We start from the raw sequence: 25387 nt of genomic DNA on the forward strand, positions 1-25387 counted from the left end.
GGTCAAGGCGTCGGTGTCTCAAGCAGGGCGGCCTGGGCAAGGAGCCACTCGCAAAATTGGGCCACCGCGGGTGGCGGCTCGCCACTCGCTGGCCGTATCAGGGAGTAGGAGAGGCGCGAGGTGAGCGGGTAGCGCGCCTGGAAAGGGCGCACCAGTACGCCGCTTTTCAAGCGGTCCTTGATGAGCGGATAGCTTGCCAGCACGACGCCCTGACCCGCAATCGCCTGATCCAGCGCCAGGCTGTAGAGAGAGTAGTGGCGCTGCCGGGAGATTGGCGGCTGCGTTACCCCCGCCTGTTGAAACCAGTCGTGCCACCCGGGAATGGGGCTATCGGCGAACGTTTGCCATTCAACCGTCAAAAGGGTCTGCGCCAGCAGGTCTTCGGGTGTTTCGATGTGGTGTTGGGCAAGAAGCCCGGGGGAGCAAACCGGAAAGAGCACATCCTTGAAAAGGTGGGTGCTTTCCACCCCGGACCAGGGCGCCTGGCCGTAGCGCAAGGCTAGCCGAGCCCGGTTGGGAAGCCACATGGGCTCGGTTTGGCGCGCATCGGCGTCCAGCGATACGTTGACCTGCTGCTGGCGGGCCTCGAACGCCGGCAGGCGCGGCAGCAGCCAAAGCTGCAAAAGCGACGGAGGCGCGCTGATCAAAAGCTCGAAGGCGCCACCGGCGGGCTGAGTGATCTGCTCGACACCGCCGGCAATGCGCGAAAGCCCTGCCTGCACCTCCTGAGCTAGCCGTTGCCCCGCCTGGTTCACTTTGATGCCGCTGGCATGGCGTTCGAACAGTACGACGCCCAAGCGCTGCTCGAGCTGCTTGACCTGGCGGCTAACGGCGCCGGGTGTCACGCCGAGCTTGTCCGCCGCGCGCTTGAAACTCTGCTCCCGGGCGGCCTCGTTAAAGGCGCGCAGGGCATTGAGGGGTAATCTCTCGACTCTCATGGCATGAGTTTTCCTGAGTCCAGGCCTGACAACTAATCGTTTGTAGAGGGTAACGCTTCTTGCTGCAATGGCGCCTTCATTGTAAGGGAGACGCCGTATGAGCCGCCAGAAAGTGGTTGATGACTCAAACGATTACACGCGCCATAAGCCCCTGGAGCGCCGTCGCGTCGGTGGCGTGGCGGCCTCGCTCATGCTGGTTTTTTGCGTGGTGCTGGGATTTCAGCAGGTCGCCATTAAAGGCGTGGCTGAGGATATATCACCCCTGGCGCAAATTGCGCTGCGCTGTTCCGGGGCGGCACTGCTGGTGGTTGCGTTTGCGTACTGGAAGGGCGTGCAAGGCCGGGCGTTTTGCCGCCATTGGCGCCCCGGTGTGCTGGTGGGGCTAGGCTTTACCGGCGAATTCGCTTTCCTGGCCTGGGGGCTCGATTACACGCTTGCCTCGCATATGTCGGTGTTTCTTTATACGGCGCCTATTTTCGCCGCGTTGGGGTTGCACGCCTGGGTGCCCGGCGAGCAACTCGGCGTGCGCCAGTGGTGGGGCGTAGGGCTGGCCTTTTTAGGCATGGTGATCGCCCTGGCGCCGGGGCTTGGGCAGGGTCTGGGCCTCGAGGTGCTACTCGGCGATATGCTGGGTCTATTGGCCGGGTTTTGCTGGGCGGCGACCACGGTCGTCATTCGCAAGAGTTCACTGTCCGAGGCCCCGGCGGAGTTGACCTTGAGCTATCAACTCGGCGTCACGGCGCTGCTGTTGTTACCCGTCGCGGCGCTCTCGGGGCAGTTGACCAGCGCTCGATGGACCTCGATGGCGCTATGGAGCCTTGGCTTTCAGACGCTGATCATCTCGTTGGCGGCGCTGCTGCTGTGGTTTTCGCTGCTGCGCCGTTACCGGGCATCGCAGCTGGGTATCTTCTCGTTTCTGGCGCCGCTTTTTGGGGTGGTTTTTGGTACGCTACTGCTCGATGAAACGCTGAGTATCCATTTCCTGTTGGGGGGCGGCGTCATTTTGCTGGGCATCGTGCTGGTCATGCGCTCGCCTGGTTGACTATGCCGCCCTCGACGTTCTGCCTTCAAGAGCCTTCATGTTAACCACCCCGTTCGAATCGCTGGCCTGCCCGCTCGATGGCCACCCGCTCACCCGCCATGAGGGCGCTCTGCGCTGCCCGGCGGGGCACAGTTTCGATATCGCCAAACAGGGCCACGTGAACCTGCTTCCAGTACAGCAAAAGCGCTCCACCGACCCCGGCGACAGCAAGGCCATGGTGGCGGCGCGCCAGCGTTTTCTAAGGGCGGGGTATTATCAGGGTATTGCCGATGCGGTGAGCGCGGCGGTGTTCGAGGGCGTGTCTAACGAGTCGCTGCGCTGCCTGGACGCCGGCTGCGGCGAAGGCTACTACCTGCGCGCGCTGGCGGGCTCGGCCGGCAAGGTAGCGCTCGAGCGGGTCGGCCTCGATATTTCCAAGTGGGCGGTGCTTCAAGCAGCCAAACAGAGCCGGGGCGATGATAAAAGCTGCTGGCTGGTGGGGAGTAACGCGAACCTGCCGCTGCAGGACGGCACCATCGACCGGCTGTTGTGCATGTTCGGCTTTCCCGTAGCCCCGGAGTTTTCGCGCGTGCTGGTACCCGGCGGGGTATGGCTGCAGGTGGAAGCGGGGCCGGATCATCTTCGCGAGCTACGCGATATTATCTACCCGCGTCTCAAGCCCGAGCGCGAAGGCGAGCCTGACACGCCGGCCGGATTCAGCGCCCGCGGCGTCGAGTCGATTCGCTATTCGGTGACGCTCGAAGATCAAAGTATGATTGGCGACCTGCTGACCATGACCCCGCATCTTTACCGCGCGAGCGTGGAAGGGCGTACGCGGGCACAGGCGTTAGAGACGCTTACCGTCACGGTCGATGTGCGGGTGATCAAGTGGGTAAAGGAAGGCTGAGAATCGATGCTGTCTGAAAAGTACGCGCTTACGGCTTTTTAGACAGCATTGGGGTATCCCCAAACGCAACAAGGCCCGCATAAGCGGGCCTTGAGGGGGCGGATCGAAATCCGCTCAAGCAGTTAATCTAAACGATTAAGAAGTCTGCTTGATGTTAGAAGCCTGAAGGCCTTTCTTACCCTGGGTAACGTCGAAAGAGACGCTAGCGCCTTCTTGCAGGGTTTTGAAGCCGTCGGCTTGAATTTCGGAGAAGTGTGCAAAAAGGTCGTCGCCACCGTCAGAAGGAGCGATGAAACCGAAACCTTTAGTGTCGTTAAACCATTTAACTGTGCCAGTTGCCATTTTTAAATCCTTTCGCGCAAATGCGCTGTCGTAAAGTTCCTGGTATTACCCAGAGGAAGTAGCGGGTGAAACAAGGAATACACTATCAGGCTGCCGAAAAGATCGTACGCTTCTGAAACCATGCTGCTTGCTAACCAACTGACGACACAGTGTCATGATTCGACCGATGCGTCAAAGCCTTTCTGCAAATATTTTATAATCCCCGCTGTGAAACTTCGTCTCGCGCCGCTCGGTTTATGCCTGTTCGGCCCCGTCAAACCGCACGATTCAAGCCGTGCGGCGGCGAACGAACAGCTGCAATAGCGCGCCCGCCCCGGCGAAAGCGGCGGCGCTTACCGCCAGTAGCCAAAGCGGTAGCGCATGGGAGAGTAGCAGCCCGCCAAGCGCCGCCCCGATAGCACTTCCCAGGTACAGGGCCGATTCGTTGAGCGCCACCGCGAGGTTGGCGTCACCGGTGGCCTCTCTTACCGTCATGAGCTGATTGTTCTGCGGTACCTGTAGCGCCCAGCCCACTGCGCCCCATAACGCGATGGGGGCCAGGGCAAGCCAGGGGTGCTGCGAGGCCGCAAGGGGAAACGCCAAAAGCGCGGTTGCTAAAAGCAGCATGATCACCAGTGTGACGTTGGCCTCGCGGTACTTGTCGGCCAGCGGCCCCACCAGAAAGCTGCCAGCGATGCCCCCCAAACCCCATACCCAAAGATAGAGCGTAATGGAGGAGACTTCGCCAAAGGCGGGGGCGGCCAAAAAGGGCGCGATAAACGTATACATACCAAGGCTCGCCGTCGCCGCCATCAGCGAAACAGCCAGAATGGCCAGGGTGGTGGGGTGTTTCAAAAGGGCGAGTTTGCGCACGAGCGAGACGGCGTTCGGGGTCGCAAGTGTGGGTAGCTTGAAATAGAGCCCGGCCCAGGCGATGGCGCCGAGTGCGGTGATGAGCCAGAGCGCGAACTGCCATCCCAACTGGCTTGCCAGTACAAGACTTAGCGGCACACCCAGCACCGTGCCGCTTGCCATGCCGCCCATGATCACGGCAATCGCCTTGCCGCGCTGTGTGTCGGGTGCAAGCGCCGCTACCGCCGCGATCCCCATCGCCAGATAAACCCCGGCCGCCGCGCCGGCAACGCCCCGCCATACCAGTAGTGCGGTAAAGCTTTCGGCCAGCGCGCTTAGTGCATTGGCCAGCGCAAAAACGGCCAGTGCGCTAACCAGCCCTTCGCGCTGCCAGCGCCCGGGTAGCAGCGCCACCACCAGCGGCGAGCCTAACCCGTAGGCCAGGGTAAAGGCGGTCACCAGCTGTGCGGCTGCCGCGTCTGATACGTCAAACGCTTGGGTGATCAGCGGTATCAGCCCCGCCGTCACGTAAGAAGCCATGCCCAGGGCAAACGCGCCCAGGGCGATCAGGTAAAGGGATAGTCGATAAGAGGGGGTCATTGAGCTCTCCATATAGCGCGGTGGTCTTGAACGGGGCTATTTTGGCGAGCTCTTTAAAGGGGTACAATTTAACCCTTTATACTATTACTAAAGGCAACAGCGTGGCCCAGACCCGTTCGCTACAACGCCGCCATCCGGAACTTGGCGAGTTTCTCAAGAGCCGCCGCGAGCAGATAACCCCGCAGGACGTAGGCTTGCCGAGCGGGGCGCGGCGACGCACGCCCGGGCTTCGCCGGGAGGAAGTCGCAGCCCTTGCTGGCGTGGGATTGACCTGGTATACCTGGCTGGAGCAGGGGCGCGATATCCGCGCCTCGAGCGATTTTCTCGAGCGGCTGGCGCGTATTTTCAAGCTCGATGCGACCGAGCGGCGCCATCTTTTTTTACTGGCCCACCAGCGCCTGCCCTCTGAGCCCGGCAAAACCTGGTGTCAGGTGCCGCCTTTAGTGCACCGCTTGCTGGAGGATTTAACCCATCGCCCGGCCTACGTGCTCAACCTGCGCTGGGACGTGCTGGCCTATAACCCGGCCGCCGATGCGCTGTTTGGCTTTTCGCGCCACGCGGGGCCTGAACGTAATCTTCTCTGGCTGCTGTTTACCGATGCCGCGGTACGCGCACTTTTCTGCCCCTGGCAGGACCAGGCGCGCCAAATGCTTGCCAGCTTCAAGCGCGACATGGCCCGTGCGCCAAAGGACCCGGCGATCAACGCGCTGGTCGAAACGCTCGAGCAGGTGGATGCGGATTTCAGGGCCTTGTGGCCAGGTCAGGATATCCACGGGCCTTGCCTGGGCGTGCGCCACCTGCAGGTAGCACCTCTTGGGGCGGTGGACGTTGATCACATTTCGCTGACGATCGACGAAGACCGCCACCTGCGCCTGGTGTATTACGCGGCGCAGGATCCCGCGCTGGATGATTGGCTAACGGCGCGTTAGCCGATAGTGTCTATACTCGCTGCCAGGCCGTGGGCCGCTAACGGGGCGGGCAGGGTTGTGTTGGGCGTAGGCGAACGCCATATAAGGCGGCATTTGGCTGGGCAACCACCCAAACACTCTTTTTACCGAGGCAGGGATTATGAAAGCGTTGTTAAACGGCTATATGCGCACCTCGCTGATTTTGCGCGTCAGCATTGCGCTGGTGTTAGGGGTCGCGGTGGGCCTTTTCGGCGGCGAGACGCTGGCCGGTTGGCTGGCGCCGCTGGGCGATCTGCTGCTGCGCCTTCTGACCTTTCTGATCGTACCGATCGTGCTGTTCACGCTGATGGTCGGGATCAATCAGTCCCAGGAGGGCAGCGTTGGGCGAATTGGCGGCAAGGTGCTGCTCTATTATCTGGCCTCGTCGGCGCTGGCGATCATCGTGGGTTTGGCCGTCGCGTCGCTTTTCAGCCCCGGCAGTAACACCACGCCCGAGGAGAACATGAGTTTCTCGGTGCCGGATAACCCCGGCGTGGTGGATGCCCTGCTGAATATCGTACCCAACAACATGTTTGGCGCCTTCACCGAGTTGAACATGCTGGGCATCATCTTTACCGCGCTGGTGTTTGGCATCGCGCTTTTGAAAATGCGCCAGTCCCCGAGCCAACAAGCGATGGGCGATCGCCTTTACGGGGTGATCGAGGCGCTGAACGAGGTCACGCTCAAGGTGATGGCGGGGGTTTTACACTACGTGCCGATTGGCGTATTCGCTATCGTGGCGGGCACCGTAAGCCAGCAGGGGCTCGATACGCTGCTGGCGCTGGGCGATATGGTCGTGGTGCTCTACATTGCGCTTGCCGTGCAGCTCGCCCTTTACTGCGTGGCGATGCGCCTTTTCGGCGTGCGTCTGGGCACGTTTTTCCGCGAGGCGCGAACCCCCATGGCCACGGCGTTTGCCACCCAAAGCAGTTCCGGCACGCTGCCGCTGACCGTGAACGCGGCGCATCGGCTGGGCGTTTCGAAAAGCATTTACGGCTTTAGCTTGCCGCTGGGCGCCACCATGAACATGGATGGCGCGGCCATTCGCATCGCGATTTCTGCGGTATTCGCCGCCAACGTGATCGGTGCGCCGCTCGATTTTGCCAGCATGGTGCAGATCGTTTTGATCGGTACGCTGGTGTCGATCGGCACCGCTGGGGTGCCCGGCGCGGGCATCATCATGATCTCGACGGTGTTCACCCAGGTGGGGCTTCCAATCGAGGTGGTGGGGCTTTTGACCGCCATCGATGCGCTGGTGGGCATGGGCGCGACCGCGCTGAACGTCACCGGCGATTTAGCGGGTACGACGCTGATAGCGCGCAGCGAAGGCCAGACGCTTGACGACGAACCTCAGACCTCTGAGGCGCCTGCGCCGGAACGAACATGACAAGGTCATAGGCTTGAAAACGACAAGGGCGCCGAAAGGCGCCCTTGTCGTTTGATACGTTTAAACGGGGTGGGTCAGTACTTCAATATGACGTAAAAGGCGTGGATGATGCCCGGAATGAAGCCGAACAGGGTGAGCAGAATGTTCAGCCAGAAGTGACCTTTAAGGCCGACTTCGAGAAATACGCCCAGCGGGGGCAGTAGTATAGCGAACAGCATCTTGATGGGGTCTGTGGCGGTCAATGCCATGGTAAGCCTCCTGTGCTTATCAACCTGTGCTTGTAAAAACCCGTGTTTGTAAAACCCAGGCTTGTAAAAACCCGTGCTTGTAAAAATAGCGGCTTGTTACCTGGCTACCTGCACAAGTGTAGTGACCGGTGCTCGGCCCAGCGAATATTTTGCGTTAATTTTTATGCGGCCTTGCCGGTTTCTTTCAAAGCGCAGTCTCGGTTTACAATAAGCGCTACCTTTTCGTAAGGGTTCTGCCTTTTTACCGTACGACCACGATGAGATGCCATGAATAAGCTGTTGTCCTCCTCCGTTATGCTTGCAAGCGCCGTGGCTACGAGCCCCTCTCTGGCCCAGGCCCCCGCATCGGAGGCCACCGCGCTCCCTACGCTTGAAGTGAGCGCCCCGCGCCTTTCGCGGGAGCTTTACGCCACCCCCGCCGCGGTTTCGACGCTGGAGGGTGACGAGATCAGCCGCGGGCAGCAGCGCGTACGTCTGGACGAGTCCCTCGTTCGCGTGCCAGGGGTGTTCGTGCAAAACCGCGATAACTTCGCCCAGGGCCAGCGTATCGCCATTCGCGGCTTTGGCGCCCGCGCTCCGTTTGGCGTGCGGGGTATTACCGTGCGTGTCGACGGCATTCCCTACACGCTGCCCGATGGCCAGGCCCAGCTCGATGCCATCGACCTGGACAGTGCCGAGCGCATCGAAGTCATTCGCGGGCCCTCATCCGTGCTTTACGGCAACGCCGCCGGCGGGGTGATCGATATCACCACCGCCGATGGCCGGACCAATCCGGGTTCGAGCGTGCGCGTCGAGGCGGGTAGCGACGGCTACCAGAAGCTTTCGCTGCAAAACGGTGGCCAAAACGGCGACTGGTCGCACCACGTGAGCCTTTCGGGGCTGAATGTGGATGGCTACCGCGAGCAGAGCTCCACCGAAAAGTACCTGCTCAACGCCAAGCTGCGCCGGGAACTGGGCAGCGACCGCGCGCTGACCGCCATCGTCAACCTCTTGGAAAATCCGCGCTCGGAAGACCCGGGGGCGCTCAACGCCTCTGAGGTCGCCCGCGGTCGCGACCAGGCCGCGCCGAACGCGAATGCCCTGGATGCCCACCAGAACGTGGACCAGCAGATGGTCGGTTTGCAGTACGAGGACTTGAGCGCGGGCCCGGGCGAGCTTTACATCAAGGGCTTTTACGCCCAGCGCGATTTCGAGCAGCAGCTCCCCTACGTGGGTGACAGCCGCCTGGGCTATGAGCGCGACTACATGGGACTAAGCACCGAGTATCACCACTCCGTAGAGTTGGGCGCGTTGCCGCTGGATTATATCGTCGGCGTGGACGCTGCCCGCCAAAAGGACGACCGCTTTCGTAACGACGTCAATTCAAGCGGTGCGGTCGGCGAGCAGGTCAATGATGAAAAGCAGACCGCGACCTCGACCGGCGTGTTCGCTCAGGGCGACCTGGGCCTTTCGGAGGCGCTGACGCTTTCGCTGGGCGCGCGCTTCGATCGAGTCAAGCTCGAGGTGGATGACCGTTTTCTCGCGGATGGCGACCAAAGCGGCGACCAGACCTTCAACGAGTGGAGCGGCTCCGCCGGGCTTAGTTACCGCTACCGCCCGCAGCATCAGGCGTACATCAATACCGGCACGGCGTTCGAGACGCCCACCTTTGCCGAGTTCGCTAACCCCGCCGGCGGCGGCGGCTTCAACCCAAGCGTAGAGCCGCAAAAATCCTGGAATCGCGAAGTGGGCCTGCGCGGCTACGTGGCCCCGCTGGCGCTGGATTACGACCTGGCGCTGTTTTCGGTGCGCGTGCGCGATGAGCTGGTGCCTTATGACGAGGGCGGGCGCACGTTCTACCAAAACGCCGGTAATACCGACCGCGACGGCATGGAGCTCTCGCTTGGCTGGCAGTTTTTTGACCAGTGGCGCGTGGACAGCGCACTTACGCTTGCCCGCTACACTTTCGATGAGTTTGCCACGCCTTCTGAGCGCTTCGACGGCAACCGTATTCCGGGCCTGCCGGAGCAGACCTGGATCAGCCAGTTGACCTGGGAAGGCGCAAACGAGCGGTTTGCCACCCTCGAGACCGAGTACATCGGTGGCTTGAAAGCGGATAACGCCAACGAGGTCGAGGCGGACAGCTACTGGCTGGTGAACCTGCGGGTGGGGGACGGCTGGCAGCTCGACGAGCGCTCGCGGCTCAACGCTTTCGTCGGGCTTAGAAACATTTTCGATCGGGAACACTTTTCCAACGTGCGCCTGAACGGCTCCTACGCGCGCTACTATGAGCCGGCCCCCGGGCGCAGCGTCTACGGCGGCGTGGAGCTTGCGTTCTAGTCAGCCAGGCCGGTCGTTAAAGTGAAAACGGGCAGCCCTGGGGCTGCCCGTTTTCGGTGACTGAACCAACAGATGCCAGTTTGGGTGCGGTCTCGCGCTACCCTACGCGGGGGCGCTGTGAATACCTCCTTGTACGCTACTTTCGCCATCCCTGGCGAAAGACCCCCGCTACGGGCAGCCCGAGACGCGGGTGAGTAGCAAGCGCTTTGCACTAAAAAACGGGCAGCCCAAGGGCTGCCCGTTTTGTTGGAGGACGACCGGATGAAGCATCCGGTCAGGCGGGGGTTACTCGGGCAGCGCGTAGCCGATCACGTAATCCCCCATTTTGGTGCCGAAGGTGCCGTGACCGCCGGCGCTGACCACCACGTACTGGCGGCCGTCGGCGCCGGTGTAGGTCATCGGGGTGGCCTGACCGCCGGCGGGCAGGCGGGCCTTGAAGACCTCCTCGCCGGTTTCCAGGTTGTAGCCGCGCAGGTACTGATCCAGCGTGCCGCTCATGAAGGTCACGCCGCCGGCGGTGGTCAGCGGGCCGCCGAGTGCCGGCACGCCGACCGGCAGACCAATGGGCAGGCCGAAAGGCATGCTGTCCCGGGTGGTGCCGTTGGGATGCTTCCAGACAACCTCGGCGCTTTGCAGGTCGATACCGGCAACGTCACCCCAGGAGGGTGCCTGGCAGGGCAGGTTGAAAATCGACAGCAGCGGGCCGAGCTCGACGGCGTAGGGTGCACCGGCGTTGGGCTGAAGGCCCTGTTCGCTGGCCGAGCCCTGTTCGCCTTCGACTTCGTCCCGCGGTACCAGGGTGGAGACGAACGCCAGATACTTGGCGCCGGTGAACAGTGCCTGACGCTGCGGGTCGATGGCCACGCCGCCCCAGTTCATCACGCCCACGTTGCCCGGGTAGACGATGCTGCCCTCGAGCGACGGCGGTGTGTACTGGCCTTCGTAGCGGAGCGAGTTGAAGCGAATACGACACATCATCTGGTCGAACGGGGTCGCTCCCCACATGTCGCGCTCGGTGAGCGGCGCCGGCAGCAGGTTCAGTGCCGAGCGGGGCTGGGTTTCGGCGGTCCAGTCGCCTTCTACCGCGCCTTGCGGAACGGGAATTTCCTCGATCGGCACGATCGCCTCGCCGGTCTCCCGGTTGAGCACGTAAAGGCTGCCCTGCTTGGTGGGCTGAATCACCGCAGGCTGGGTGCCGTCCGCGGTGGCCAGGTCGATCAGCACCGGCTGGGCGGGCATGTCCATGTCCCAAAGGTCATGGTGAACGAACTGATAGACCCAGGCCACTTGGCCGGTATCGAGTTCCAGCGCCACGAGACCGGCGCTGTAGGTTTCGTCGTTCTCGGTGCGGTTGGCGCCGAACTGGTCCGGTGTGGCGTTGCCCATGGGCAGGTACACAAGTCCTAGTTCTTCATCGACGCTAATCGGCGGCCAGACGTTGGGCGAGTTGCGTGTGTAGGTTTCGTCCTCTGCGATCGGCTGAGTCTCTTCCGGATTGCCGCTGTCCCAGTTCCAGACCAGCTCGCCGGTGCGCACGTCAAAGGCGCGGATCACGCCGGAAGGCTCGTCGGTGGAGCTATTGTCGGTCACGTGGCCGCCCAGAATCACCAGGTTTTCGGTCACGGTAGCAGGGGATGTGGAGTAGTAGCCGCCCGGATCGAAGCCGCCGATATTGCGGGTCAGATCGACCTCGCCGTTGTCGCCAAATCCGGCGCAGCGCTCGCCGGTATCGGCGTTCAGCGCGATCAGGCGGGCATCGGCGGTGGGCAGATAGAGCCGGCGCGGGCACATGACATCGGTCTGGCTAAGCAGCAGGGAAGGCTCGCTGCCGGTAGAGCCCGCCAGTTCTTCGAGCAGCGTCACGTCGACGGCGAAGGCGCTGGCATCGGCGTAAAGCTCCGAAGAGCCGGCTGCTTCTGCGCTGGTCTCGGTGGCGCTTTCGTCGGACTCGCCGCCGGCGTAGTTGGCGGCGTCATAATAGGCAAGCCCACGGCAGGTCATGTGGGCCCAGCCGGAGAAGTTCTCGGCGCCCATGGTGCTGATCTCGGGGTCGAACTGCCACAGGGTTTCGCCGGTTTCCGGCGACAGTGCCACGGCGCGGCTGTGCGAGGTGCAGATATACAGCGCGTCGTTGACCTTCAGCGGCGTGTTCTGGTTGGTGATTTCCGGCGGCGCGTTGGGGCCGGGCTCGTCGCCGGTTTGAATGCGCCATACCTCTTCGAGCTCGCCAATATTGTCGAGCGTGATCTGATCGAGCGAGGAGTAATGGGTGCCGGCATTGGTGCCGCCATAAGCGGGCCAGTCATCGCCGGCTACCTGGGCGGGGTTGATGTCGCCATTCGAGCGGTTCTCGGCCAGATTGCCTTCCACAACGCCGGGGGAGGTGAATTGGCTAGCAATGGCCACGCCAATGGAGGCCACGACGCCAAGCGTCAGCGCCAGACTTCCGCCGCGAGAATCGAGCGGCTTGCGCCACCAGGGCAGCAGCATAATGATCGCGATCAAACAGGGAATCGCCACGCGGGGTACCAGCTGCCACCAGTCAAGGCCCACTTCCCAAAGCGCCCAGACCAGCGTGGCCAGCAAAGTAGCGGCAAAAAGCCAAAGCGCGGCGCCTTTGCGCAGTGCCAGCAGTAAGCCGGTGGCCAGTACGCTAATACCGGCGATCAAGTAATAGGCGCTACCGCCCAGGCTGAGCAGCTTTACGCCGCCGATGGCCAGCGCCATCCCCGCGATGCCCAGTACAACACCCAGCAATAGGCCCGGCCAGGGGCTGCGGGCGCGTCTTTTATCGTTCATAGAATTCCCTTGTGATAACGCTTTAGCGGTTAGCCGACACCAAGGCCGGCTAACCTTCTTGACGTGCGCTAACCCATCGATAGGGTCAATCACCGATAGGGGTCAATCATCGATAGGGTCAATGGGTTAGCGCGCGTTGGAGGACGTCGTATTTTAAGCGTCAATTCGCTATTGGTCGAACGAGTTTAACGCTCTTTTCACAAGAAAAGGCCGCCGCTCGAGGGCGGCGGCCTTGGCAGGCGGGAAGAAAAAGTGGTTAAAAAGAGGGCGTTAGTCGGTCAGCTTGACCAGCATTTTGCCGGTATTGCCGCCTTCGAAAAGTGCCAAAAAAGCGTCCGGCGTGCGCTCGAGACCCTCTTCCACGGTTTCCTGATAGTCGAATTTGCCCTCGGCAACGTGCGGCGCCACCTCGTTGAGGAAGTAGCTGTAGTTGGACCAGTGATCGGCCACGATAAAGCCCTGCATTTTCGCCCTGCGCGCCACGATCTGAAACAGGTTGCCCGGGCCGTGGCCGGGTTTGCGCTCGTTGTAGCTATCGATCATGCCGCACACGGCAATCCGCGCGCCTTCGTTGAGCTGATCGAGGGCGGCCTCGAGGCAGGTGCTGCCGACGTTTTCGTAGTAGACGTCGATGCCTTCGGGGCTAGCAAGCTTGATGGCGTCGCTGAGTTCCTGGGCGGTGCGATCCTTGTAGCTGACCGGCTCGACACCCATCGATTCGAGCCAGGCGAGCTTGTGCGCCGCACCGGCAATGCCCACCACGTGGCAGCCCTTGGCCTTGGCGAGCTGCACAGCGAGCGAGCCCACTGCGCCGCTGGCCGCACTTACCAGCACGTTGTCGCCGGGTTTGCACTCGGCAATCAGGTTAAGGCCGGTCCAGGCGGTCATGCCCGGCATGCCCAGCACACCCAGGTAGGCCTGGTCGGGAACGTCGTGGTCGGGCAGCTTGGTAACGCCTTCGCCGGGCACCTGGGCCACATCGCGCCAGCCACCCATGTGGCTGACTTTATCGCCGGCTTTCAGTTTCTCATCGTTGGATTCGATGACCTCGCCGATCGCGCCCCCTTCCATGGGCTTGCCAAGCTCGAAGGGCGCAACGTAGGTACGCACGCCGCTCATGCGCCCGCGCATGTAGGGGTCAACGGACAGCCAGTGGTTTTGGATGCGCACTTCACCCGGGCCGAGGGGTTGAAGCTCTTCGGTTTCCAGCTTGAAAAGCTCGCGGCTGGGTAGCCCTTGCGGGTAATCGGTCAACGTAAAATAGCGTGACTGCATCGTCGCCTCCTGCTGGATGGATCGATTTAAAAGCTGACATTAAGCCAGGTACCATTAAAGACTATAAGTACTGGCGCTAGTTCGCCAATCGCTCATGAATTAAAAAAGCGGCCCGATGGCGGGCCGCTTTGTAGCGAGAAGGTCTTTTAAAATAATGGGTTAACCCAAGGGGTAGCGCACGAGGGTGGGTGCGTTAGCCGTTGAGTTCGGCGGGCGGCTAGTTGATCAGTGTGAGCATCACCGGTGCCGTACCGCGGCGCACCATGCCTAGCTCGCGGGCGGCGCGTTTGGAAAGGTCGATGATCCGGCCTTGAACGAAGGGGCCGCGGTCGTTGATCAGTACTTCGACTTCCTGGCCGGTATCCGGGCGGGTCACCAGTACCTTGCTGCCAAAGGGAAGGCTTGGGTGGGCGGCGGTCAGCGCCTGCTGGTCGAAAGAGTCGCCGCTGGCGGTGGTCGCCCCCTGGAAACGGTCGCTATAAAACGAGGCCTCGCCTCCCTGTAGATCGACGCCCTGGGCCAGGACGCTACTTGAAGCGATGCTCAATAAAACCGCGAATAGGCTTTTCTTTAGGGTTCTTGCATGGGCTCCCATTGGAGTACCTCAGCTATTAATGTCGATCCGGCATTCTTTTGGAAAGTTGCCTGATAGGCCCGGGAATGTTACCGCCCTGGTTTACATTCAGCAAGCTTTGCGATATTCGGCGAAGATGTACCCCAAGTTACGATTTTAGTTCAATGGAGCACTCTTTAAGTGAGATCAGTCAGTTAAAGCGCCCCATTCATCAAGGGGATAGGCGTTGGCCCGCGATTAAAAAAATGGCTGCGCGCTTTATAAGTAAGGTGTCATGTAAGCAAAGCTATGCGACTATATTTCGTACTCGAATAGTGGTCCTAAAAGGGTATCTCATGGCTAATAATTCTTCGTTAACGCTCGTAGTGGGTGTTTTAGGCGGCGCCCTGGCCGGCTTTTTGATCGCCCAGGTCGTGCCAGGGCTGGATCTTGTCTCCGACCCCGAACCCGAGGCGTCCGAGACCGAGCAGGGGCCCGAGGCGCTTCGCGGGCTCGATCATTTGACCCTCGATGAGCGCCTTCGCGGCGAGCTCACATCAAGCGCCGAGCTCAATGGCAAGGACGGTAGCCGCTCGATGCGCTATGCGCTGTCGCTCGAAGAAGACACCCTTATTGAACTGAGCCTGAGCGGGGCGCTTTTAGGGGTGACCTCGCTTTATGACGACCAGCTGCAACTGTTGGATAGCGCCGAGACGCTGCGCTACCGCGTTGAAGAAGCCGGCGATTACATCGTGGTCGTGAGTGGCCAGGACGCCAGCAGCTACGGCCCGTTCACGCTCTACCCGCGCACCGTCGAGCTAAGCGAGAGCGATACGCTCACGATGGGGGAGCCTTCGGATCGTTGGCTGCAGGGCCGGGAGGAGGTCGTGACCCTCACCATCGAGGAAGCAGGTCTTTACCAGATCGATATGCGCTCGGAGGATTTCGACGCTTATCTGACCATCGAAGGCCCGAACGGCTACCAGCGTGAAGACGACGACAGCGGCGGCAATCTCGATGCGCAGATCGCTGACTTCCTGGCGCCGGGGGACTATACCGTCAGGGCACAGACTTACGGCTCGGGCAGCGGCATGTACACGCTGACCGCCGAGGCTAGTGACCTTCAAGCCGGGGAGCTTCGAAACGATGGCCCGATCGCGCCGGGTGAAACGCTCAACGGGTGGTACAGCGACCAGCCGTTGGCGTACACGCTCGACATCGAAGAGGCGGGTATCTATCAGATCGATATGACGTCTGACGATATCGACGCGTTTTTGGAGCTTGGCGACGAAAGCGGCTACTACCGTGAAAACGACGACGGCGGCGACGGTTTGGACGCTCGGTTGAGTGACTTTTTGGCGCCGGGCACCTATCAAATTACCGCGCGTACGCCTTATGAAAGCGGGAGTGGGGGGCTTTTCTCGCTTTCAGTAGAAAGCAGCGAGCTACCCGACGACGTCGAACTTCAAAACGGTGGCGACCTTGGCATCGGTGAAACGCTCAACGGCTGGTACAGCGGCGAAGACGTGCTCTATCAGATCGAGCTGGAAGAGAGCTCGGCGGTGACGATTGCCATGGACTCCACGGATTTCGACGCCTACCTGGAGCTCACCGGCGATGGAGTTTCCTACACCGATGACGACAGCGGTGGTGGAACCGACGCGCTGCTCGACGTATCGCTTTTGCCGGGACGCTACACCGTGCACGCCCGCGGGTATAGCTCCTATGGCAGCGGTCTGTTCCAGCTCTCCTTCCAGGCCGAGCCCACCGAGATGCAGCCGGACGCCTAGGGTCTGTCTGAAAAGCCGGCGAGCGAAGGCAAGACAAAGCAAAAATTGGCGAAGAAGCGGAGTTTACACCGAGTAAATGAGCATTCTGAGCCCATTTTTAACGCTGTATTGTCGAGCGCAGACACTTTTCAGACAGAGCCTAAGCGTCGATAGCCTTCATTGGCTCTCCGTAACGCCCTTGTTCGCTTTGTGCGGCAAGGGCGTTTACATTTATAGGGTCGCTACGGTTATTGAATGGTGACAGGCGACGCTAAAAGGATAGAACTCAAAAGGGATCTACTATGCAACGTATTACAGGGGGCGTACTGGCCACGGCCGCGCTGGTACTTACCGGCTGCCAAAGTCATCCAAACGCGCCGGTCGAGCCTTACGCCATCGTAACGCTGGCCCAGGAGAAGCAGTTCGTCGCGCCCGAGTGTCAAGGCGAGAACTGCGCCCAGGTGCGCGTCTCCGCACTCGAGTTTCCCAAGTCCTTAGGGCTTACTCGCGAGCTTCGCAGCCGCTTGATCGCGCTGGCCCCGAGCGAGCGCGCGAATACGCCGGTCGAGGGCAGCGCGTCCGTACCCACTTGGGCAGGCTACGCCAACGACTTTTTCGAGCAGGCAAGCCGCCACGGTATGCCCATGCCCGATGGCGGCGCCAGCGAGGTGTTGCTGGAAGCCGATGTCGTGGGTCGTTACAACGATGTATTGATCATCGAACTCAATAGCGACGCCTACTTCAACGGCCAGGCGCATGGCCTGCCCGCCACCGAGTTCATGGTGATCGATGAGCGCCAGGCGCGCACGGTCGGCCTGGACGACATGCTGATCGACGGTCGCGAGGCCGCCTTCGAGCAGTTGGTAGGCGAGGCGCACCAGCGTTGGTTGAGCGACATCGACCAGGACGACACCTTTGCCGCCAACTGGCCGCTGAGTGATCATCGCAACGTCGCGCCCATGGAGGATCACTGGGTGGTGAAGTTCGACGTCTACGAGATCGCCCCCTACGCGGTGGGCCAGCCAGAACTGGAAATCCCGCTCGACGCGCTCGAGGGGATTGCCAAGCCGCGCTACCTGGATCAATAAGCCGGGGTAGCGTCTCTGGCGTTTAACACAGGTCCTTCAAGCGCAGAACGAAAAACCGCCACGTTGTCGTGGCGGTTTTTTTGTTGATAGAAAGGCGTGTTTTGGGCTCGCCGAGTAAGAGAAGGTGCCTTGATTAGCGGCCCGCTTTTAGACAGCCAACCACGACCAATACGGCGGCGGTGGGCAGGCGCCAGTCGAGTACGCTCATGCCGGCCAACACCAAAAGCAGCGCGGCGAGAATCGGCACGCCGTAGGCCAGGCTGCCGACCAGACTCGAATGCCCCCAGCGCAGCGCCTTGTCCCAGGCGACCATGGCGATGCCGTAAGGCCCAAGGCCCAGTGCGATACCGGCCAGCAGCGCTTCGCCGCTTGGCAGGGTCAGGTTGGCTTCAAGGGTCAGGCTCGCGCCGGTGGCCAGGGCGCAGGCAATCAATAAAAGGCGCGGTAGAAGCGGAGTCAGCGCGACCGGGGCGGTTTGCCCGAACCAGGAGTAGAGCGCCCAGCAGCATGCCGATAACAGCGCGATCGCGTAGCCGGTGACTTCACCACCCAGCCCGCCGCTAATGGCCTGGGGCAGCAACAAGAGCGAGGCGCCGGAAAACGCGATCAACGCGCCGATCACGCCTTCGATGCGCAGTTTCTTGAAGCGGCTGTACTGGCTAAGCAGTACGAAAAGCACCGGCCAGGTGTAAGTGATCAGCGCGGCTTCCGCTGCCGGGGCCAGCCGCATGCCGATAAAGTAGCTGCTCACCGCGCCTAGAATGAGCAGTGGTACGCCCACCCACACGCTAATGCGCCATCCCATGCTCAACGTGCTCACACCGGTCTTGCGGCTCAGCGGCAGTGTGGCAAGCGCCCCGGCCAAAAGCGTCAAAGCGGTCAACTGTAGCGGTGTCGACGTATGCGCCATCTCCGCCAGCAGCGGTGCTACGCTCCAGAGCGCGACCGCGATGAGGGCGGCGCCGATACTGTATCCGCGAGAGGGGAGGACGGGGGTGTGAACGCGTTGCATGGAGCAGCTCCTTCTATATAAACAAACCTTGCCTTCTGTCAGTGGTGATAAGCATAATCCTTAGTGAAACATCACAATATCGATCTTTAGTGATGATACCTATCAATAGTGGTGATATATGCGCGCACCCATTTTTGACCTGTCGCTGCTTCGCACGGTGGTGGCCATTGCCGACACCGGCAGCGTCACCGCGGCGGCCAAACGCTTGGCCTATACCCAGTCCACGGTCAGCATGCAGCTGCAACGCCTGGAAGCGCAGCTGGATTTGACGCTGCATGAACGGGAAGGCCGGCGGCTACGCTTTACCCAGGAAGGGGAGCGGCTTTTAGCCCACGCCAGGCGCTTGCTGGCGTTGAACGACGAAGCCTTTAGCGATATGCAGGCCCGCCAGGTAACCGGGGATCTGACCCTGGGCATTCCCGAGGATTACGCCTCGCTTTTGCCGTCGGTGTTCGCCTACTTTCACCAGCTTTACCCGGCGGTGGGGCTGACGGTGATTTGTGGAACCAGCGCGCATCTGGTGGAGCAGGTCAAAAATGCCGACATCGATCTGGCGCTGGTCACGCGCCAACGTAACTCACCCGGCGGCGAGGTGATCCGGCGCGAGCCGCTTTTATGGGCGGTGGGCATGAACCAGCAGCCACTTTTGAGCGACCCGATCCCTTTGGCGCTTTATTCCCCCGGCGCGGACGTGTTTCGCGAAGTGGCCGAGCAGGCCCTGCAGGCGGCGGGGCGCGACTGGCGCGTGGCCTATACCAGCCAGTCGATGGCCGGGCTTGCGCCGATCGTGACCGCTGGTCTTGCGGTGGTGGTGGTGACCCGCAGCATGCTCACACCTTCGCTTCGCCCGCTGGACGAGTCGAGTGGGCTGCCCACGCTTCCTTCCATCGAGCTTGCCCTGCACCGCGCGCCGCATCGGCCCACCGAGCCTGCCCGCCGGCTGGGAGAGTTAATTCGCGAACAGCTAGCGGCCATTGGCGAAGCGTTATAAGGTTAGGGGCAGCGTTTTACTCATAAGGATTTAGGCGTCAGGAGCAAGCGATGCACGAGTTGGATCACTATATTTACCCGCACAGGGTGCTGCACTGGCTGGTGGCGGCGGCGGTACTGGTGTCATTGGCCACGGGACTAACGCTCGGCACCTGGGGCCTCGAGCGGACGGCCGATTTTTTGGGAACGACCCTCACCAACTTCCTGTACACCGGGCATAAAACCCTGGGCGTGACGATCTTGCTACTGATGACCCTGCGTATCATCACGCGCATCGCCTTCGTGGTACCGGATCATGATCCGCCCCTGAATGCGTTCGAGCGCATCGTCAGTAAAAGCGTCCATCACCTTTTGTACATCGCGCTGGTGCTAATGCCGCTGATCGGCTGGGCGGCGACGGCCACCGGCGGCTACCCCGTCGAGTTTTTCAGCTGGCACTTGCCCGGTTTTCTCAGTGAGAACGCCGCGCTCTCCCAAACGCTTTTCGGCTGGCACGAACTGCTTGGCTGGGCCATTTTGGTGCTGGTGGTACTTCACGTGGGCGGTGCGATGATCCACTGGCGTATCAAACGCGACAACGTCACCAAGCGGATGAGCCTGTTCGACTGATCCAGGGCGGCTTCAAGGGAGCAAGGGTATGGCGCTGCCGATCTTTTCCTGAGGGCTTGAACGGGTATAGGTAAGTGAAAATGACAATCACTTGCTGATTGACTTGGCGGGTGAGTGCGTCACAATTCGCGGCCTACACCACGGGGGAGTCTCTAATGGAGTTGTTGCGGGTCGTCTTTACGCACTACCGCTGGGCCTTTCTTGGCGCCATGGGGTTGAGCCTTCTAAGCGCCGGGTTAGGGGTGGGGGTCATCGCCTTCATCAACCAGCGTTTGATCACCTCTGAGAGTACCTTCTCCGTACTGCTGCCCTTCATGGGACTTTTGACACTGCTTTTGGCGGTCACCCTGGCCACCCAGCTCGCGCTCACGCTATTGGGTCACTACTTCGTTTATAACCTGCGCTCCCGGCTTTTGAAACGCATGCTGGATACCGATATCGAGCGCCTCGAGCGGGCCGGTAGCGCCACGCTTTTGGCGAGCCTTTCAAGCGACGTGCGCAACATCACCATTGGCTTCGTACGCCTGCCGGAACTCGTGCAGGGCATCGTGATGAGCGTGGCGTGCGTGGCGTATCTTGCGTGGCTTTCGCCGGAGATGGTGCTGGTAACGGTGGCCTGGATGGCGGCTACCATGGGGATTGGCTGGTTACTGGTGTCCAAGGTGTACCGCCACTTTCATCTGGTGCGCGAAAGCGAAGATCTTTTATACCGGGACTACCAGACCGCTATCGAAGGGCGCAAGGAACTAGCGCTCAACCGCGCGCGAGCGCAGCGTTTTTTCGACGACACCTACACGGCGAACGCCAGGACCTACCGCCACCATATCATTCGCGCGGATACCTACCACTTAAGCGCCAATAACTGGTCGAACATCATGATGCTCGGTGCGATCGGCGTGGTGTTTTTCATGGCCAACGTGCTGGGGTGGGCGGGCCAGGCCACGGCGGCGACCTTCGCGCTAACGCTGCTTTTCCTGCGCACCCCTTTGATTCAGGCCATTGGCGCCTGGCCTACGCTGATCAGCGCCCAGGTAGCATTCGATAAACTCAAAAGCCTCGAGCTTACCGAGTACCGGCCCGGTTTCGAGGTCGAGGATACGCTTAAAACCTGGCAGCGTATCGAGCTGGTTGACGTGGTCTACCGCTACGAAGGCGAGGGGGGCGCGCAAAACGCCTTTCAGGTGGGGCCGTTGAATTTGACCCTTCAGCGCGGCGAGCAGGTATTTCTGATTGGCGGTAACGGCAGCGGCAAGTCGACGCTGGCGCGGCTTATTTCCGGGCTGTACCGCCCACAAAGCGGCTACATTCAAATCGACGACCAGCGCATCGGTGCCGCCGAGTGGGACGCCTTTCGCGCCCGCTTTGCCAGCGTATTTACCGACTTCCACGCCTTCGACCAACTAATGGGCCCGGGGGGCGGTGCCGCTGAGCCGGCGCTGGTGGCTCGCTGGCTCGAGCGGCTGCAGATGACGCAAAAGCTTGCGTGGCAGGATGACCGCGTCACCAACCCGACCCTCTCCCAGGGCCAGAAAAAGCGCCTAGCGCTGCTGCTGGCCATTGCCGAAGAGCGCGATGTGCTGCTGCTCGATGAGTGGGCGGCGGACCAGGACCCGCAATTCCGGCGGCTTTTCTACCGTGAGCTGTTGCCGCATCTAAAGGCGATGGGAAAAACCGTGTTCGCGATCAGCCACGACGACAGCTACTTCGTGCACGCCGACCGGCTTTTGGAAATGGCGAAGGGGGAGTTGATCGAGCTAACCGGAGAGCAGCGTCAGCAGGCAAGCGCGGACGCCGTGGCGCAGATCTGCCCCGGCGGCTAGCGCTTGCGGGCGCGTCGGTCGCAGCCCTCGAGCGGGCAGTTGCTGCACACCTCGAACTCGTCCAGCAGGTAGCGCAAGCAGCAAAGCTTGCGCACTTGCTTCACTTCATCCGACCCCTTGGGCGTGAAACTTTTCACCGGCTGGTAGAGCGGGTTGCGTTGGCCGTCGAGGGTGCGCGATTCCAAAAGCGCCCGGGCGTCCTTCAAAGCGGCTGGCTGCACGAAAGGGTGCTCGGCCAACAGATTGACGTAGTAGTCGAGGTAGCCGCCGGCATTGCTCCAGAATACCCGGGGCGCGGCGCCGGAAAGCGCGGATAGCCGTTCGATCAGCGGCGCCCAGTGGCCGTCGATCAGCGCGGCAAAGCGCTTGGCCGGGTCATGGGTGGTAACCGGCTCGCCGCCCTGGGCAAGCCAGAGCCCCTGGGCGCAGCCCTGGGCGTTGAGTAGCACGTAAGCCTCGTCCAGGCTAACCGGCAGTGCCCGGTCGAGCAGCAGGTGCGAGACCACGGTGGGCACGGTCAGCGTGCTGAACAGCCACTTCGACCAAAGCGAGACGATGGCGCGGCGGTTGCCACCGGGAAACTGGGCGGCGTACTGCGCGATGTCCTGCTCCAATAGCGCCGGGTTGCGCCAGCGCGCGGCCTTTATTGCCCCCGGGGGCGGCTCGCCGCCAATGTGCGGCGGCGCCAAATGGGCCAAACGGTCGGTGTAGCACTCGGCCAGGGTGGCGGGGCGCCGGGGTTCGGGTTCGCGTAGGGCCAAGGGCATCGTCGCTTTCCTCATCCAGGGCGGGGCAGCGCCCCGGCGTGTTCTACGTTGACCAGATTAGTCGATAATGGTTATCAGTTAAACCCGTAGGCCGATCACTTTACGCACTTACTGGGCCACGGCAATGGAGTGGTGGCCGCTTGGGTGGTCGATGACCTGCATGGGCAACCCGTAAATCGCCTCCAGGGTCGGCGCGTGCATCAGCTCCCCGGGCGTGCCCTGGGCCAGCAAACGGCCGCTGTGCAGCGCGATCAGTTCGTCACAGTAGCGCGAGGCCATGTTGATATCGTGCAGTACGATGATCACGCCCAGATCGAGCTCGTCGCAGAGCTTGCGCACCAGCGCCAGCACCTCGACCTGATGGGCGATGTCCAGCGCGGCCAGCGGTTCGTCCAGCAGCAAAAACCGGCTGCCCTGGGCGAGCAGCATGGCAAGCCACACCCGCTGGCGTTCGCCGCCGGAGAGCGTATCGACTAGCCGGTCAGCGAAGGCCTCGGTATGGGTCAGGTAAATGGCGCGCTCGATCGCGGCTTTATCTTTTTGGGTATGGCGGCCCAAAAGCCCGTGCCAGGGGTAGCGGCCAAAGCCGATCAGCTCGCGGCTGGTCAGGTTCTCCGCGCTGGGTAGCTGTTGGGGCAGGTAGGCCACCTGACGGGCGAACTCGCGGTGGCCCCACTGGGACAGCGGGCGCTGGTCGAAGTGGATGGCGCCTTCGGTGAGCGGCTGCTGCTGCGCGAGCAGCTTGATCAGCGTCGATTTACCCGAGCCGTTATGGCCGATCAGACCGACGACCTTGCCCTGCTCGAAGGTGTGCTCGATGGCGTGAAGCAAAGGCTTGCCGGCAATGGTAAAGCTTGCGTTCAAGACCTCGAACATGCGCGGCTCCCGTGGTTTGGCGAATTGATCGTCCAATTGTAGTGTTAATACTTATCATTTAGAATCCTGCGCTTGAATTATTTTCTCTCACTTCTTGCCGACCGGGCTGCTCCATGACAACGCTTGCTCCTGTATTGACTGCTCTTTTAGGCGTTGGGTCGGCATGTCACTAAAACTTCGCGTCACCCCCTTTACCACCTGTGTCCTACTCGGCCTGCCGCTGCTTTTGTTGCTGGCGCTGGCCTTGGCGGAGCAGGGCGGCGTTGCCGACAGTGTTAGCGGGCTTTTTAGCCCGGATTTTGCCAGCGCCGAGGCGCTGCTGCTTCATTTTACCTGGTGGCCGCGGTTTTTAATCGCGCTGCTGGCCGGCGGCGCATTGGCCCTTGCCGGGGTGTTGATGCAGCAGGTGTTGCGTAACCCGCTGGCCTCGCCCACCACCCTGGGCGTCGCCTCGGGTGCCAATCTCGGCCTGATGATGGCGACGCTGCTGGCCCCCGGGCTTTTGGTTTACGGGCGCGAGTGGGTGGCACTTGGCGGCGGCGCGGCTGCCATGGCGCTGGTGTTCGGGCTTGCCTGGAAGCGCCGGCTGGCGCCGGTTGTGGTGGTACTGGCAGGGCTTGTGGTCAACCTTTACCTTGGGGCACTGGCCACCGCGCTTTTACTGTTCAACCACGAAACCCTGGCGGGGCTTTTGATCTGGAGCGCGGGGTCGCTGGCGCAAAACGGCTGGGAGGGCGTGGCCACACTCTCGCTCAGGCTTTTGCTGAGCGGGGTGGCCGCCGTGCTATTGATCCGCCCGCTGGCGGTGTTGGAGCTCGACGACGCCAGCGCCAAAAGCCTCGGGCTTTCGCTTAAATATTTGCGCCTGACCGGGCTGGGGCTGGCCGTTTTCATCACCGCAAGCGTGGTCAGCGTGGTGGGGATCGTGGGCTTTATCGGCCTGGCGGCGCCGAACATCGTACGCATGGCCGGGGCGCGACGGCTGGGGTCGCGCATGCTCTACTCGGTGGTGCTGGGCGCGGTGTTGCTCGCCACCACCGACTTGTTGCTGCAACGCTTCTCCGGCCAGCTTGCCACGCTGCTGCCGACCGGGGCGATTACTGGCGCCCTGGGCGCGCCGCTGCTGCTTTGGCTGATCCCGCGCTTGAAGCTGCAAAGCGATCAGCCCCCGCAGGCCACGGGGGTGACCATGCTGCGCCATTCGGCACCCGGGCGGCGGGCCCTTTGGCTGCTGCTTTTGCTGGCGGGCGCGGCTTTGCTGGGGTTAACGGTTGGCCAAAGCGGCCACGGCCTTAACCTGGTGTCGCCCTTCGACGCGGCAGTAATGGAGTGGCGCGCGCCCCGTGTGATGGCCGCGGCGGCTAGCGGTTTGATGCTGGCGGTGGCGGGCACCCTTTTGCAGCGTCTTTCGGCCAACCCCATGGCAAGCCCCGAGGTGCTGGGTATCAGTGGGGGCTGCGCCATTGCGCTGATTCTGGGCATCTACTGGCTGCCCACGCCGGGGAGTGCCCAGTTGGTGGGGGTGGGGACGTTAGGCGCGCTGGCGACCCTGGCGCTTCTGGTCCTGCTCAACAAGAGAAGCGGCTTTCTGCCCGAGCGCCTGCTGCTGAGCGGCGTGGCGGTCAGCGCTCTGTTCGATGCAGTGCGCGGCGTGATTTTGGCCGGCGGCGACCCGCGCGGCCAGCAGGTAATCGCCTGGCTTGCCGGCTCGACCTACTACGTGGATGTTCAAAGCGCGCTGCTGGTGGGGGCTGCCGCCGCCGGGCTGCTTCTCTTGGCGCTGCCCTTTACCCGTTGGCTGGATATTCTACCGCTGGGGGCGGCCACCGCGCGGGGCCTGGGCATTGGCTTGAACCGGGCCCGGCTGGCCTTGCTGTTACTGGTGGCGGTGCTGACCGCCTGCGCCACCCTGGTCGTCGGCCCGCTTTCGTTCATAGGGCTTTTGGCCCCGCACATGGCACGCCTGGCCGGTTTCTCCCGCGCCTGGTGGCATCTTTTGGGCGCGGGGCTTATTGGTATGCTGCTGATGGTGCTGGCGGATTTCATCGGCCGCCAGGTGATGTTTCCCTACGACATTCCAGCGGGCCTGGTCGCCTCGCTCATTGGTGGCGCCTACTTTATGTGGGGGCTGCGCCGCCTGTAGGCCGGCTGAGGCTCTGTCTGAAAAGTGTCTGCGCTCGACAATACGGCGTTAAAAATTGGCTCAAAATACTCATTTACACATGTAAACTCCGTTTTTTCGCCAATTTTTGCCTTGTCTTGTCTTCGCTCGTCGACTTTTCAGACGGA

Annotated in this window: 21 protein-coding genes; 11 read left to right on the forward strand and 10 right to left on the reverse strand. The window is 61.8% G+C overall.

From position 1 onward, the window contains the following. Positions 1 to 2: 2 nt before the first annotated feature. The gene (locus tag ACWHXT_RS03915; RefSeq protein WP_447957320.1) at positions 3 to 938 is read right to left on the reverse strand and encodes a LysR substrate-binding domain-containing protein; all 936 of its coding nucleotides are present in this window, start codon (positions 936 to 938) and stop codon (positions 3 to 5) included. Between the two features lie 97 nt (positions 939 to 1035). Between ACWHXT_RS03915 and ACWHXT_RS03920 the strand changes: the two genes are divergently transcribed. Together ACWHXT_RS03920 and ACWHXT_RS03925 are read left to right on the forward strand one after the other, a co-directional pair. Then, entirely contained in the window at positions 1036 to 1980 is a 945-nt protein-coding gene (locus ACWHXT_RS03920; RefSeq protein ID WP_447957321.1) for a DMT family transporter, read from the forward strand. Between the two features lie 37 nt (positions 1981 to 2017). Continuing rightward, the gene (locus ACWHXT_RS03925) at positions 2018 to 2866 is read left to right on the forward strand and encodes a putative RNA methyltransferase (protein ID WP_447957322.1); all 849 of its coding nucleotides are present in this window, start codon (positions 2018 to 2020) and stop codon (positions 2864 to 2866) included. Positions 2867 to 3001: 135 nt separating this feature from the next. On the opposite strand, the gene ACWHXT_RS03930 is transcribed toward ACWHXT_RS03925, so the two are convergent. Next, positions 3002 to 3208: a cold-shock protein gene (locus tag ACWHXT_RS03930; RefSeq protein WP_447527937.1), complete on the reverse strand. Its 207-nt coding sequence runs from the start codon at positions 3206 to 3208 to the stop codon at positions 3002 to 3004. Between the two features lie 267 nt (positions 3209 to 3475). Then, the gene (locus ACWHXT_RS03935; RefSeq protein WP_447957323.1) at positions 3476 to 4639 is read right to left on the reverse strand and encodes an MFS transporter; all 1164 of its coding nucleotides are present in this window, start codon (positions 4637 to 4639) and stop codon (positions 3476 to 3478) included. 101 nt (positions 4640 to 4740) lie between these two features. Here ACWHXT_RS03935 and ACWHXT_RS03940 point away from each other — a divergent pair, with 101 nt between their 5' ends. Continuing rightward, complete coding sequence (locus ACWHXT_RS03940) at positions 4741 to 5568, forward strand: helix-turn-helix transcriptional regulator (RefSeq protein ID WP_447957324.1); 828 nt, start codon at positions 4741 to 4743, stop codon at positions 5566 to 5568. 139 nt (positions 5569 to 5707) lie between these two features. Beyond that, on the forward strand, positions 5708 to 6973 hold the full coding sequence (locus ACWHXT_RS03945; RefSeq protein ID WP_447957325.1) for a dicarboxylate/amino acid:cation symporter: 1266 nt from the start codon (positions 5708 to 5710) through the stop codon (positions 6971 to 6973). Between the two features lie 74 nt (positions 6974 to 7047). Here the strand turns inward: ACWHXT_RS03945 and ACWHXT_RS03950 are convergent, their stop codons facing one another. After that, positions 7048 to 7221, reverse strand: a complete 174-nt coding sequence (locus tag ACWHXT_RS03950) for a YqaE/Pmp3 family membrane protein (RefSeq protein ID WP_447928186.1) — start codon at positions 7219 to 7221, stop codon at positions 7048 to 7050. A 267-nt stretch (positions 7222 to 7488) separates the two neighbouring features. On the opposite strand from ACWHXT_RS03950, the gene ACWHXT_RS03955 reads away from it, so the two are divergent. Further along, entirely contained in the window at positions 7489 to 9540 is a 2052-nt protein-coding gene (locus ACWHXT_RS03955) for a TonB-dependent receptor family protein (protein WP_447957326.1), read from the forward strand. Between the two features lie 285 nt (positions 9541 to 9825). On the opposite strand, the gene ACWHXT_RS03960 is transcribed toward ACWHXT_RS03955, so the two are convergent. The 3 genes from ACWHXT_RS03960 to ACWHXT_RS03970 form a co-directional block, all read right to left on the reverse strand. Next, positions 9826 to 12339, reverse strand: coding sequence for a glucose/quinate/shikimate family membrane-bound PQQ-dependent dehydrogenase (locus ACWHXT_RS03960; protein ID WP_447957327.1), 2514 nt, complete (start codon positions 12337 to 12339; stop codon positions 9826 to 9828). A 270-nt stretch (positions 12340 to 12609) separates the two neighbouring features. Next, the gene (locus ACWHXT_RS03965) at positions 12610 to 13614 is read right to left on the reverse strand and encodes an NADP-dependent oxidoreductase (RefSeq protein ID WP_447957328.1); all 1005 of its coding nucleotides are present in this window, start codon (positions 13612 to 13614) and stop codon (positions 12610 to 12612) included. 217 nt (positions 13615 to 13831) lie between these two features. Beyond that, positions 13832 to 14209 (reverse strand): septal ring lytic transglycosylase RlpA family protein, encoded by a 378-nt coding sequence (locus ACWHXT_RS03970; RefSeq protein WP_447928190.1) that lies wholly within the window; start codon positions 14207 to 14209, stop codon positions 13832 to 13834. A gap of 314 nt (positions 14210 to 14523) precedes the next feature. On the opposite strand from ACWHXT_RS03970, the gene ACWHXT_RS03975 reads away from it, so the two are divergent. Then, entirely contained in the window at positions 14524 to 15957 is a 1434-nt protein-coding gene (locus ACWHXT_RS03975) for a hypothetical protein (protein ID WP_447957329.1), read from the forward strand. A 281-nt stretch (positions 15958 to 16238) separates the two neighbouring features. Then, positions 16239 to 17024: an RsiV family protein gene (locus ACWHXT_RS03980; protein WP_447957330.1), complete on the forward strand. Its 786-nt coding sequence runs from the start codon at positions 16239 to 16241 to the stop codon at positions 17022 to 17024. Between the two features lie 133 nt (positions 17025 to 17157). Here ACWHXT_RS03980 and ACWHXT_RS03985 read toward each other — a convergent pair whose 3' ends face one another. Further along, positions 17158 to 18036 (reverse strand): DMT family transporter, encoded by an 879-nt coding sequence (locus ACWHXT_RS03985; RefSeq protein ID WP_447928193.1) that lies wholly within the window; start codon positions 18034 to 18036, stop codon positions 17158 to 17160. Between the two features lie 118 nt (positions 18037 to 18154). On the opposite strand from ACWHXT_RS03985, the gene ACWHXT_RS03990 reads away from it, so the two are divergent. From ACWHXT_RS03990 to ACWHXT_RS04000, 3 genes are all read left to right on the forward strand, one after another. Further along, entirely contained in the window at positions 18155 to 19027 is an 873-nt protein-coding gene (locus ACWHXT_RS03990; RefSeq protein ID WP_447928194.1) for a LysR substrate-binding domain-containing protein, read from the forward strand. Between the two features lie 50 nt (positions 19028 to 19077). Further along, positions 19078 to 19635 carry a cytochrome b gene (locus tag ACWHXT_RS03995; protein WP_447957331.1) on the forward strand — a complete coding sequence of 186 codons (558 nt, stop codon included), beginning with the start codon at positions 19078 to 19080 and terminating at the stop codon, positions 19633 to 19635. Between the two features lie 155 nt (positions 19636 to 19790). After that, positions 19791 to 21455, forward strand: coding sequence for a multidrug ABC transporter permease/ATP-binding protein (locus tag ACWHXT_RS04000; RefSeq protein ID WP_447957332.1), 1665 nt, complete (start codon positions 19791 to 19793; stop codon positions 21453 to 21455). On the opposite strand, the gene fhuF is transcribed toward ACWHXT_RS04000, so the two are convergent. Both fhuF and ACWHXT_RS04010 read right to left on the reverse strand, forming a co-directional pair. Next, entirely contained in the window at positions 21452 to 22222 is a 771-nt protein-coding gene (gene fhuF, locus ACWHXT_RS04005; protein WP_447957333.1) for a siderophore-iron reductase FhuF, read from the reverse strand. The genes ACWHXT_RS04000 and fhuF overlap by 4 nt on opposite strands. Before the next feature lie 108 nt (positions 22223 to 22330). Further along, positions 22331 to 23098 (reverse strand): ATP-binding cassette domain-containing protein, encoded by a 768-nt coding sequence (locus ACWHXT_RS04010; RefSeq protein ID WP_447957334.1) that lies wholly within the window; start codon positions 23096 to 23098, stop codon positions 22331 to 22333. 163 nt (positions 23099 to 23261) lie between these two features. Between ACWHXT_RS04010 and fhuB the strand changes: the two genes are divergently transcribed. After that, entirely contained in the window at positions 23262 to 25241 is a 1980-nt protein-coding gene (fhuB, locus tag ACWHXT_RS04015) for a Fe(3+)-hydroxamate ABC transporter permease FhuB (RefSeq protein WP_447957335.1), read from the forward strand. Positions 25242 to 25387 lie beyond the last annotated feature (146 nt).

The organism is Vreelandella halophytica, from assembly GCF_968193635.1.